We start from the raw sequence: 11,625 nt of genomic DNA, 5'->3' as shown, positions 1-11,625 counted from the left end.
CCGATTCACAAGGCCACCGCCAGCAATACCGTCGTTTCGACCAATTCGACGGCGGCGCCGTACACGTCGCCGGTCACGCCGCCCAAACGGGCCAGCGCCGCGCGCCGCAGCCACCACAGCACCAGACCGGCCGCGAGCAGCGGCAGCCAGCCCGACAGGCCCAACGCCAACAACAGCGCCGCGCCGACGGTCCAGCGCATCGCCCGGAAATCGGCATGCGCCAGCCAGGTCGCCGCCAACCCGGCTGGGCTGACGTAGTCGGCGGTCAACATGAGCAGCAAAATCGCCGTGCGCCCCAGCAACGGCGCGGTCCATAGCGGTGACGGATCATGCCGTTCCAACAGCGCCGTCAGCGCCGCCCATTTCAGCAACAGGATTAACACCAGCAAACAGACCGCCACCGGCCCGGCGGCCGGATCTTTCATAATGCGCAAACTGCGTTCGCGGTCGCCGTGGCCGCCGACCCAGGCATCCGCGCAATCGGCCAAACCGTCCAAATGCAGCGCGCCGGTCGCCAGTACCCAAGCCGTCAACAAGATGCCCGCCAGCAAGTAGGCCGGCGTTCCGGTCAACCAGGCCGCCAACCCGCTCAACAAGCCGCCGAGCAGCAAACCGACCAACGGATAGCAAAGCAAGGATCGGCCGGCCGTCGGTCCGTCGAACCCAACCGCCGGGACCGGAAACCGGGTCAGAAATTGCCAGGCCAGCCAGAACGCTCGCACGGTTATTTCAGGTGCCTGCCCTTGGCGTCTTTGAAAATATGTCCGGTCAGGATCAGCACGCCCTCGATGAAGCCCCACATCACGCCGTAACCGCCGGTCGCCAAGGTCACCAGAATCTGTACGATGCCTATCGTGTAAAAGCCCAAATAGAGGCGGTGCAAACCGACCGCGCCCAGCGAGATACCCAACAAACCGGCCACTATCCGGCTTTTCACCGGCTGGGATTCCATCAGATAGGCACCGACCAGACTGACTTCGGTGACTTTGTCGTCCTCGAAATCGAAATCCACGTCGTCGCCGGACTTGGGCGGCGCGTCGGATTGCCATTGCTCGATATGAAACTCGTAAAATTGGTCTTTAGCTTTGATAACGCCGGTTTGGCAATCGGCGTCGTAACTCTCTATATGTCCTAGCATGTCGTTAACCCGGTTCTCGCCGCCTCGAATACGCCGCATCGGGCTCTCGGGCGGGTTTATTCTTATGAAGCAGGTCGGAGTCCGACCCGGTAGCCGAAAACGCCGGATCAGCCCTGGCGTTTTCGGCCGCTCATGATACGGGAAACGCCGCCCGGCCGCCACGGCTGGCGTTCCGCCGGCATCAAGCGGTACTGACTCCGGCCTGGGCGAAGGTCGCCATCTCGTTGTGCAAGCGGCAAGCCATTTGCAACACCGGTATCGCCATCAACGCCCCGCTGGCTTCGCCCAGCCGCAAATCCAACGCCAGCAAGGGCCTGGCGTGTAGCGCTTCCAACACCAGAACGTGACCTTTTTCGGCCGAACGGTGGCCGAAGAACAACCAATCGGCGCAGCCCGGACAAACCGCGGCGGCCAGCAAGGCCGCCACCCCGCTAATGAAGCCGTCGACGACGACCGGCAAACCCTGCTGGGCCGCGGCCAGATAGGCACCGGTCAGCGCGGCGATTTCGAAACCGCCCAGGATTTGCAACATCGCCAGCGGCGAGCTCAAGGCCTCGCGGTGAAAAGCCAAGGCCTGCTCGATGACCGCCGCCTTCCTGTCGATCTGCCCAGGGCTCAGACCGGTACCGGCGCCGGTTAAATCGGCGGCCGGCAAACCCAGCCGGGCGGCGGCCAATGCGCTGGCACTGGCGGTATTGGCGATACCCATTTCGCCGCCGACGAACAATTCGGCGCCGGCAGCCAGCGCTCGCGCCACCGCGTCCCGGCCTGCGGACAACGCGACAGCAAGTTGTTCGGCATTCATTGCCGGCGCCGTCAAAAAGCTGGCCGTACCGGGGCCTGCGCGGCAATCGATGACGCCCGGCACGTCCACCGGCGCCACCAGACCGACATCGACGACTTCGAAGTCCGCGCCGAGGGCCCGAGCCAATACGTTGACCGCGGCGCCGCCGGCCGCGAAATTCTTGACCATTTCCTGGGTGACCACTTGCGGAAATGCCGACACGCCCACCTCGGCGATGCCGTGATCGGCGGCGAACACACTGACCCAGACCCGTTCGACGCTCGGCCGCTCCCGGCGCTGCAAAGCCGCCAAGCGCACGGCGCTTTCCTCCAGAACACCCAACGATCCGGGCGGTTTGGTCAATTGCGTTTGCCGAGCGGCGGCGATCTCGAACAGCCGCCGGTCCGGCTGGGCCGGCGCTTGAAATATCCAATCCATGCTCACGCCGATTTCAGAACCAGCGGCAAACCGGCCGCCACCAACGTCACCCGGTCGCAGATTTCGGCCAGCCGTTGATGCAAAAAACCGGCCTCGTCCACGAAACGGCGGGTGGCCGGATCGGCGGCGACCACGCCGTAACCGACTTCGTTGCTGACCATCACCACCCGTCGCCGCACCGAGCTCAAGGTCTCGCACAGCGCGTCGCGGTGGCGGTAGTAGTGATCCGCCCGCAAATTGCCGCGACTATCGAACAAGGCATTGCTGAGCCACAGCGTCAGGCAATCGACCAGAATGCAGTGATCGGCGGCAGCGGCCCGTAGCGTACCGGCCAGATCCAGCGGCTCCTCGACGGTCACCCAGCCGGCGGGACGATCTAGACGATGGCGGGCGATGCGCTCGCGCATCTCGGCGTCGCCGGCTTCGGCGGTAGCCACGTAGACCACCGGCAAGCCCGATTCGGCGGCCCGCGTTTCGGCATAGCGACTCTTGCCTGAACGCGCCCCGCCCAGCACCAATTCAATCATCCGCCAGCCTGACCGCCAGTACGTCGCATTTGGCGTGGTGCAACACGCCGTTGGCGGTAGAGCCGAGCAGCAGGGCCAAACCGTGCCGGCCGTGCGAGCCGACCACGATCAAGTCGGCCTGGTTTTCCTCGGCAATCCGGACGATTTCCATTTTCGGGCTACCCATTTCCAGGTATTGGCGTTCGACCGGCACCCGCAACTCCTCGCCGAGTTTAATTAGGCGTTGTTTGCAGGCATCCATCAGCTCTTGGGTCAATTCGACATCGAATGGGATGATGGCGTCGGCGGCCGGATCGGAAATCGGCAAATTGTCGACGACGTGCACCAAGCTGAGCTTGGCATTGTTCTGCTCGGCAATTTGGCTAGCCTTGTGAACGACTTGATCGTTGGCCTCGAAAAAATCGACTGCCAGTAATATGTGTTGGTAAATGGCCATGGCTCTCTCTTATTCTGCGGTGGGAAGTTCGGGAAACAGCAAGGACATCGCTTGCGACGAAATCAGTATATACAAAAGCGCCAACGCCAACCCGAACGGCAACGGCTTGTCCAGCGCGTGGCGATAGATGTTGCCGTTGATCAGCCAGTGCCAGGCCATCAGCAACAACATCGCGATATAGGCGAGTTGGTTGGCCTGGGTTTCCAAACTGGCCATCGCCGGAATCGCGAAGAAGGTGATCATTGCATCGCAGCCCAGCAACGCCGTCAGGGTTTGTGGAAAGCGGTTCGGATTGCCGGAAAAATACAGCAACGGATAGGTAAACCCAACGATCAACGCGGTTTGCAGCAATAACTGCAGCAGGGCGCCGGCGAAGCTACTGCCGATCAGCAAAATCAACAGATTGATCAGCGCGTAAGGCAGGAAGGCCAGCCGGGTTAGCCAGCGCGACGCCGGCACGTCTTGCGGCCCCTTGCGTAGCATGCAGATCTCGAAAAACAACAGCACTAGTTGGTACATGATGGCTCCGCTGAAATGAGTAGGTGCCGGCTCGCGCCGGCTTGGCAAGCTAAACTGCCGGGACATCGGCGGTCTGTCAAATCGCCGCCCGGACGTGGGCGGCCGCGTCCGGATCGGCCAACCCCGATTATTCGGCCTGCGCCAGAGTTTCCTCGGCGGTCAGCCAATCCAGTTCGGCCTGTTCCAGCGCGCTATCGACGTTCGCCTTTTGAGCCAACAACTGCTTGAGCCTTTCCTTGTTGTCGTCGCTGTAGATAGCCGGATCGGCCAGTTGTTCCTCCAGCTCGCGCTGCTGCTGGTGAAACTTCTCGACCGCCGCCTCGGCTTTCTTGACCGCGTCCAGCAACGGTTTCAAACGCTGCCGGCGTTCGGCATCCTGTTTGCGTTGATCCTTACGGGACACGCCGCTCGCCGCTTCCACCACCCCGGCCGGTTCGTCGCCGGCCTTTTTTTGTTCGGCCAACCATTGCTTGTAATCGTCCAGATCGCCGTCGAAGGGTTGGACTTGCCCTCCGGCCACCAGCAGCAAGGTGTCGGTGACCGAGCGCAGCAAATGCCGGTCGTGCGATACCACCAGCAACGCGCCTTGGTATTCCTGCAAGGCCACGCTCAAGGCATGACGCATCTCCAAATCCAGATGGTTGGTCGGCTCGTCGAGCAACAGCAAATTCGGGTTTTGATAAACCAGCATCGCCAACACCAGCCGGGCTTTTTCGCCGCCGGAAAACGGCTCGACCGGATCGTTGACCTTGTCGCCGCGAAAATCGAAACCGCCCAGAAAATTGCGCAAATCCTTCTCGGTGGCTTGCTTGTCGAGCTGTTGCAGATGCCACAGCGGGCTTTCCTCCAGCCGCAGCAACTCCAGTTGATGCTGGGCGAAGTAGCCGATGTTCAAGTCCTGAGCGTTCCGCAACTTGCCGCTCAAGGCCGGCATTTGTCCGGATAGCACCTTGATCAGACTGGACTTGCCGGCGCCGTTGGGTCCCAGCAAGCCAATGCGATCGCCGGGCGTGATGGTCAGGCTGGCGTTTTTGACGATGACTTTGTCGCCGTAGCCGATGTCCGCGTGTTCCAGTTGCAGCAGCGGATTGGGCATTTTTTTCGGCGGCGGAAAGCTGAAACCGAACGGCGAATCAACGTGGGCCTGGGCGATCAATTCCATGCGTTCCAGGGCCTTGATCCGGCTCTGCGCCTGACGGGCCTTGGTCGCCTGGGCCTTGAAGCGATCGACGAAGCTTTGCATGTGCGCGATTTCGCGCTGCTGTTTTTCGTAAGCCGATTGCTGCTGGGCCAGTTTTTCGGCGCGCATGCGTTCGAACGCCGAATAGTTGCCGGTGTAGATCTCAGCCTGGTTTTGTTCGATATGGACGATGTGATCGGTAATGGTGTCGAGAAAATCGCGGTCGTGCGAAATCAACAGCAAGGTGCCGGGATATTTGACCAGCCAGTCCTGCAAATACATCACCGCGTCCAAGTCCAGGTGGTTGGTCGGCTCGTCGAGCAGCAACACGTCGGACCGGCACATCAAGGCTTGAGCCAGATTCAAGCGCATCCGCCAACCGCCGGAGAACGAACTGACCGGCCGGCTTTCCTGTTCGGTGCTGAATCCCAAGCCGTTCAGCAAGCGCGAGGCGCGGGCCTGGGCGGTGTAGCCGCCGACGTGGTCCAGCGCGACGTGCAATTCGGCCAACTTGATGCCGTCGTGATCGGCCTCGGCCGCCGCCAATTGTTGCTGCAAGGCGCGCAGTTCGCGGTCGCCGTCCAACACGTAATCGATCGCCGAACTGGACAGCGCCGGAGTCTCCTGAGCCACGTGGGCAATCTCCAGATTCGGCGGCATCGAAAATTCGCCCTCGTCGGCGTGAAGTTCGTTGCGTAACAGCGCGAACAAGCTGGATTTGCCGGCGCCGTTGGCGCCAGTCAGACCGATCTTTTGGCCCTTGTGTATCGTGAAGGACGCGCCGCTGAACAACAAGCGGTTGCCGCGGCGGATCGCGATGTTTTTGAAATTGAGCATGATGGTGGCGATAGCAGTCGGCCTGGCCCCATGCCAAACCTGGGCGGGGATTTTAGCGCGGGACGGCCGCCAGGGTGTGGGCGATTTTAGGATAGCCCGGATGCCGTGCAGAGGAGACGCTAGAGTGAAGCTCCCCGCCTGAAAACCGGCGGATTCGGGCTCAGCCGGCTAAACGGTAATCCCGCCAGCTCTGCTCGGCCCGAGACTTTGCGACCGCAGGCCGACGCAAACAGGGTATGCGTTTATGCCCGGCTAGGCGGATGCACTCGTAGCCACGCTGGCGATGGCAGCAGGCGCAACGGTTCAAGCGACGCAGATAGCGCCCGTAGGCGCGCTCCGTCGCCTGCTCGAAACGCCGCAACGCGCCGCCGGTTTGCGGGTAAGGTAGCCAAACTTGCGATACCGCCAATCGGGCATACAGACGGCGGGCTTGATCGATCAGTAGGTCGTTATCCATTTGTCCTCCCCTATCTCCAAAAGATGCGGAATCGGCGCACCGCTGGCGAGACCCGACCGAATCGACAACGACTCGGCCGGCCGCGTTGGCGAACTTTCCGAGTACATTTAACCCCAACGCCGCGCCGGACGGTTTGATCTCGATCAAGCCGAGCCCTACCGGCCGCGCGTGCGTTCCAAGCCAGCGAACCGGCTTAACGGTTAAACTTTCCCGCTAATTGGCGGTCGCACGGTCTCAACCAAACGGGAGATAGACCATGTCATTAAGCCAAGATTTCGATCATTTGCTGGAAAAACTCAATACGGAACGGGAGAGCTTACAACTTAAACTGCATCTGGCCTCTATGGATGCCAAGGACGAATTCGCCGAAGCCGAACAACTTTGGCAGCAGTTCAAGTCCAAGGCCTCCGAAATCGCCGACGAGTCGATAGAAACATCCGAAGACTACATTGCCAAGGCACAAGTGGTCGGAGAGGAATTGAAAGCGGCGTATCAGCGCATCTGCCAGCGTTTGACCGAATAGCACCCGAAGCCGGTGCTTGCCAAGCAAGCACCGAACCGGGGACGCGGGCGCATGGGACGACTCGCGGCCGTCCGCCCGGAGCGGGGACGGAAGAGAAGAAAAAGCGTTAAACCGGCTTGCGCCGTCCGGCGTACAGCAGCCCCATCACGGCGGAACACATCGTCCACGCCGCCGCCGGCAACGGCACCGAAACGCCGCCAAGATCCGGAATAGGCGCGACATTCGCCGCCGGCACTTTACGGCGAGGCCCGTCGGTTAGCGCCAACAAAAACACATTATCCAGCCAGATTTGCGCGGCGCTTTCGCCGCCAAGATCGGCATTCGTCAAACGTTCGCCCTGAAACCGATAGACTCCGGACGAAACGCCGCTCTGATGGGCAAGCTCCAAGCGCCGCGCGCCAACCGCGCTGGGAGTAGCCGGCCGTTGCAAGGCGGCACCGCTTTCGGCTAACAAACTCCACCGCTCGAAATCGTACTGATCGAACAGCCTATCCGAAATCTGAAAATGATGAATTTGGTCGGTCGGTAGCCGGTTATTGGCCTGGGGGGTATCGGTGGCCAGTAGCCAGCCGATTAAAACAACGGTCCCGAATCTGACCATACTGTCTCCAAAAATTAAAATCACGTCCTTGTGCGACCCACATCCTGTCTTGTGCGTTACCAACCCAAGCCGCCGGCGACGCAGCCTGGCCCGGTAACGCACGTGAAACAGAATACGCAATCCGCATGAAGACATTCTGGAGAGAGAATTAAAAAACGGTGAAAACCGGATTAAAGTTTGCCGACTGAATCCGCCGCCGAATCACACGGGGCGGAGACGGCGGTATGCCAAAAATCCAACCACCCCAACCGCCGCCGCGCCGAGCAAAGGCAGGATCAGACTGGAATCGGCCACCGCGCCGCCAGCGGTATCGTTCGGGTATTTGAATTTGACCAGAACGCCGAGTTGCGGATCGGTGATATTGATCGCAATCGCCTTGGCGCCGAGATTGGTCCATTGCAGTTCGCTGCCGTCGAAAGGTTTGTTGTTGCGGGTATCCTTGTTGACGATGTGCGGAAACAGCGGCGTCACCGCAAGCTGACTACCGGCCAGTTGCCGGGCCAGTTCTTGTTCCAATTCGGCCGTGGTCTTGCCGTCGGTCTTGAGCGTCACCGGCCGCTGGCCGTCGATTACGATTTCGATTTCGCCGTGCGAACCGCTTTGGTTCTTCTTGGAGGTAAAACCCTCCAAATACTCAACGTCGGCCGCATATACCAAATCGACCGCCACCCGGACGCCGGCGGCGCCGAACGCCCGGTCACCCAAGGCATAACGCATTTTTTGGTTGGTGTAATCCCTGACGATGATATTGGTCAGCGCGTAGCCGGCTCGATTGGCAATCGCCAATTCAGGCTGACCCTCCGGCTGGTTGACGGTCATCCCGCGCCAATTGGGATCGAGCTGTATCATGCCGTCCTTGATCGCGATCAGCAGCTTTTTGGTCACCGCGGTCGGCGCCGCGCCTTCGAACTTGGCTGGATTCAAAAAGCTCAGTCCGGTGGCGCGATAAAGTTCGCCGTCGTCGATACGCCATTCCGCCGTATACGAAAACAGTGCATCGCCGGCCTTGGTCGGCATGTCGTTAAAAATATGCAAGCGGTCCTGCCCGGCCGGCGTCGCGGCAAGCGCGGCGGCGGGCAGCAGGAGAGCGGCGAGAGCAAGCTTGAAGGATGATGTCATAACGAGTGATGGTTTCCGGTAAAAACGGCCACGTTAACACACCGCCTTCCGCTCGGAAAATCTTGTCGTATCGATCCGATTTTGCTTGCCGACGTCGCGGGCTGGATCGGACACGACGACCGCCTATCCCGGCTCACGGCAATGCCGTTACTCTGAAAGTCGCCGGACGCCGCCACCCAATTCGGTGGCAGAGCGCCTTCAATCGCGGCTAAAGCCACCCCTACGCCACTACCTTTCATTTGCTGGGCGATGCAGCGGTTTCATGATCGTTAAGCCTAAAAAGGGCAGTTGGCGTGTATTGCGGGCCGTTCGTGCTGAGCAATGTCGAAGCATGGACGGCTCGCAATACACTCACCAAACGGGTGAATGAAAAGTCCCGCGCGCCCTTCGACAAGCTCAGGACGAACGGGATTTTTCATCGCCAAACTGCTCTTTTTAGGTTAAGTCGAGTCGTTCGTGGTGAGTCCTACGACTGCGCTCAGGAGAGCCCTGTCGAACCATGAACGGCTTAACCATTCGCCCTTCGACAGGCTCAGGGCGAACGGTCAAACCTTAACCTAACGACATTACGGCTTAAGGCAAGTGGCTCCTGAGCCCGGCGCCGACGAAAGCCTGCGAGAATTGTTCGGCGCTGACCGGCCGGCTGAACAGATAACCTTGTAGCGAATCGCAGCCTTGCGCCGTTAAAAAGGCCAGTTGCTCGGCGGTCTCCACACCCTCGACCACCACCGACAGCCTTAGCTCGTGGGCCAGCGCGACGATCGCCCTGACCAGGGTTTTGCTGCTACCGTCGTCGGCCAGACCGATGACGAAGGAGCGATCGATTTTGACGCTCTGTACCGGAAACCGGTACAGATAGGTCAGGTTGGAATAACCGGTACCGAAATCGTCTATGCTCAGCCGCACGCCCAAGGCCTGAAACTGGCGCAGTACCTGTAACGTGCTTTCCGGGTTTTGCATCACCGCCGACTCGGTGATTTCCAATTCCAGCGCGTTAGGATTCAGACCGGTTTCGCTCAGAATATCCCTCACCGTTTGAAACAAATTCGCTTCCAAAAACTGGCGCGCCGAGACATTGACCGCCACGCTGGCGAACGGTCCGCCGTTTTCGATCCAAGCCTTGGCCTGCAAACAGGCTTCGCGCAATACCCAAGCCCCGACTTGCACGATCAGCCCGGTTTCCTCGGCGACGGTAATAAAGCGGTCCGGATAAACCAATCCCCATTCCGGGTGCTGCCAGCGTACCAAGGCTTCCGCACCGGTCGCCAGACCGCTGACGCTGTCTATCTGCACTTGAAAGTGCAGGCGCAATTCCCGCTCGGCCAGCGCGCGCCGCAAGCCGCGTTCGACGGTCATCCGTTCCAGCGAGCGCTCCGTCATCGCCAGCGTATAAAATTGATAGTTGTTCTTGCCGCGCTCCTTGGCCAGATACATCGCGGTGTCGGCGTTCATCAGCAGGGTGTGGCTGTCTTTACCGTCGTCGGGAAACACGCTGATGCCGACGCTGGCTGTGACCACCAGATCGTTGCCTTCCAACGTAAAGGGTTGGGTCAGGATATCGATGGTCTTCTGGGCGATGCGCGCGACGTCGTCGCTGTGAGTGATGTCGTTCAGCAATACGATAAATTCGTCGCCGCCCAAGCGGGCCAGTACGTCGTTGCCGCGCACGGTACTTTTCAAGCGATCGCTGGTCGCTTGCAGCAACAAGTCGCCCAAGCGGTGGCCCAAGGTGTCGTTAATCAATTTGAAGCGATCCAAATCCAGAAACATCAAAGCCAGCTTGCTGCCGTGCCGGCGGGCGGCCGACAGCGCTTGAGTGAGCCGGGCATGAAATTGATCGCGATTGAGCAGCCCGGTCAGCGGATCGTGATTGGCCAAGTAAATCAGTTGCTGTTCGGCGTATTTGCGGTTGCTGATATTCTGGACCTGCACGATGAAATATTGCGGCACGCCGTCCGGGCCGCGCACCAACGAGGCGCTCCACAGCGTCCAAACCCGCTTGCCGGCGGTTTTGTGCGTGCATTCCAATTCGATTTGAAATGTGGGCCGTTCGTCGGCCAACAGTTGACGCAAGCATTGATCGAGCAAGGGATGCTCGCCTTCCGGCAGCAACATCCGCAGACTGCCGCTCAACAACTCCGCCCGGCCGTAACCGAAGGTGTCGCACAACGCGTTGTTGACTTGCAGAAAAGCGCCGTCCAACGCCACCAAGGCCATGCCGATCGCGGCCATCTCGAACGAGCTGTGAAAGCGCTCTTCGCTTTCCCGCAGTAAATTTTCCATTTCCCGGCGGGCGGTGATGTCGCGAAACACCATCACCGCGCCGAACAAGGTGCCGTCGTCGTCGATGATGGGCGCGGCGCCGTCGTCCACCGGAAACTCGGTTCCCTGCGGATTGACCAGTATCGTGGCGCGCTCCAGCGCTGTGACCTCCAGACTTTTCAGGGTGCTTATAATCGGATTTTCAAGCACGCCCCGGTCCGATTCGGAAACCAGTGTCATCAGCTCCTCGATTCGGCGCCCCTTGGCCTGCTCCAAACTTTGGCCGGTCGCGTCCTCTGCCACCGGGTTCATAAACCGGACCCTACTGTCGGTATCGGTGGCGATGACGGCATCGCTAATGCAGCGTAGGGTTTTACCGAACCACTGCTCGCTCTCCTTAAGTTTGCGTTCCAATTGGTGCTTGTACAAAGCCACTTCGATGGAAGCATGCAGTTCGTCCGGCCGGAACGGCTTGACCAAATAGCCGTAGGCGCCGGTGGCTTTCGCCCGCGCCAGTGTCGCGGAATCGCTGTAAGCCGTCAGAAAAATCACCGGAATCCGCAACGATTCGACAATGGCTTGCGCGGCGCTAATGCCATCCATCTCGCCCTTCAACACGATGTCCATCATCACCAAGTCCGGCTTATGCTGGTTGGCCAGCGTAATGGCCTGGCCGCCGGAAAACGCGGTCGCCACCACTTGGTAGCCGAAGCCTTCCAACTGTCTGCGGATATCCATCGCGATGATGCCTTCGTCTTCGACAATCAGGATTTTGCTGGCTTGCATCGTCGCCCCCTCGTTATC

At 60.1% G+C, this 11,625-nt stretch carries 12 protein-coding genes; 1 reads left to right on the top strand and 11 read right to left on the bottom strand.

Annotated elements, in window-relative coordinates; genetic code table 11:
* Window positions 1-5: 5 nt before the first annotated feature.
* The 8 genes from ACQE3D_RS04160 to ACQE3D_RS04125 all read right to left on the bottom strand — a co-directional run bounded on the left by ACQE3D_RS04160 (window position 6) and on the right by ACQE3D_RS04125 (window position 6,316).
* A complete protein-coding gene (locus ACQE3D_RS04160) occupies window positions 6-722 on the bottom strand; it encodes an adenosylcobinamide-GDP ribazoletransferase (protein WP_313728998.1) in 717 nt (238 codons plus the stop codon).
* Window positions 723-724: 2 nt separating this feature from the next.
* Window positions 725-1,177 (bottom strand): TM2 domain-containing protein, encoded by a 453-nt coding sequence (locus ACQE3D_RS04155; RefSeq protein ID WP_313728999.1) that lies wholly within the window; start codon window positions 1,175-1,177, stop codon window positions 725-727.
* A 142-nt stretch (window positions 1,178-1,319) separates the two neighbouring features.
* A complete protein-coding gene (cobT, locus tag ACQE3D_RS04150; protein ID WP_313729000.1) occupies window positions 1,320-2,360 on the bottom strand; it encodes a nicotinate-nucleotide--dimethylbenzimidazole phosphoribosyltransferase in 1,041 nt (346 codons plus the stop codon).
* A gap of 2 nt (window positions 2,361-2,362) precedes the next feature.
* On the bottom strand, window positions 2,363-2,887 hold the full coding sequence (cobU, locus tag ACQE3D_RS04145; RefSeq protein ID WP_281022333.1) for a bifunctional adenosylcobinamide kinase/adenosylcobinamide-phosphate guanylyltransferase: 525 nt from the start codon (window positions 2,885-2,887) through the stop codon (window positions 2,363-2,365).
* Window positions 2,880-3,323, bottom strand: a complete 444-nt coding sequence (locus tag ACQE3D_RS04140) for a universal stress protein (RefSeq protein WP_281022332.1) — start codon at window positions 3,321-3,323, stop codon at window positions 2,880-2,882. Before ACQE3D_RS04140 ends, cobU begins: the two co-directional genes overlap by 8 nt.
* Before the next feature lie 9 nt (window positions 3,324-3,332).
* The gene (locus tag ACQE3D_RS04135; RefSeq protein WP_064025557.1) at window positions 3,333-3,842 is read right to left on the bottom strand and encodes a hypothetical protein; all 510 of its coding nucleotides are present in this window, start codon (window positions 3,840-3,842) and stop codon (window positions 3,333-3,335) included.
* Window positions 3,843-3,969: 127 nt separating this feature from the next.
* Complete coding sequence (locus ACQE3D_RS04130; protein WP_313729001.1) at window positions 3,970-5,859, bottom strand: ATP-binding cassette domain-containing protein; 1,890 nt, start codon at window positions 5,857-5,859, stop codon at window positions 3,970-3,972.
* A 160-nt stretch (window positions 5,860-6,019) separates the two neighbouring features.
* On the bottom strand, window positions 6,020-6,316 hold the full coding sequence (locus ACQE3D_RS04125) for a hypothetical protein (protein WP_064025540.1): 297 nt from the start codon (window positions 6,314-6,316) through the stop codon (window positions 6,020-6,022).
* Window positions 6,317-6,572: 256 nt separating this feature from the next.
* Between ACQE3D_RS04125 and ACQE3D_RS04120 the strand changes: the two genes are divergently transcribed.
* Window positions 6,573-6,839 carry a hypothetical protein gene (locus ACQE3D_RS04120; RefSeq protein WP_313729002.1) on the top strand — a complete coding sequence of 89 codons (267 nt, stop codon included), beginning with the start codon at window positions 6,573-6,575 and terminating at the stop codon, window positions 6,837-6,839.
* A gap of 106 nt (window positions 6,840-6,945) precedes the next feature.
* Here ACQE3D_RS04120 and ACQE3D_RS04115 read toward each other — a convergent pair whose 3' ends face one another.
* The 3 genes from ACQE3D_RS04115 to ACQE3D_RS04105 form a co-directional block, all read right to left on the bottom strand.
* Window positions 6,946-7,440 carry a hypothetical protein gene (locus tag ACQE3D_RS04115; protein WP_071159338.1) on the bottom strand — a complete coding sequence of 165 codons (495 nt, stop codon included), beginning with the start codon at window positions 7,438-7,440 and terminating at the stop codon, window positions 6,946-6,948.
* A gap of 201 nt (window positions 7,441-7,641) precedes the next feature.
* Window positions 7,642-8,559 carry a hypothetical protein gene (locus tag ACQE3D_RS04110; protein ID WP_313729003.1) on the bottom strand — a complete coding sequence of 306 codons (918 nt, stop codon included), beginning with the start codon at window positions 8,557-8,559 and terminating at the stop codon, window positions 7,642-7,644.
* 573 nt (window positions 8,560-9,132) lie between these two features.
* A complete protein-coding gene (locus tag ACQE3D_RS04105; protein ID WP_313729004.1) occupies window positions 9,133-11,607 on the bottom strand; it encodes a two-component system response regulator in 2,475 nt (824 codons plus the stop codon).
* Window positions 11,608-11,625 lie beyond the last annotated feature (18 nt).

The sequence above is a fragment of the Methylomonas sp. MS20 genome (genome assembly GCF_050275925.1).
Taxonomy (GTDB): domain Bacteria; phylum Pseudomonadota; class Gammaproteobacteria; order Methylococcales; family Methylomonadaceae; genus Methylomonas; species Methylomonas koyamae_A.
Note: the sequence above shows the minus strand (reverse complement) of the source record. Positions and strands in the feature narration are given on the sequence as shown.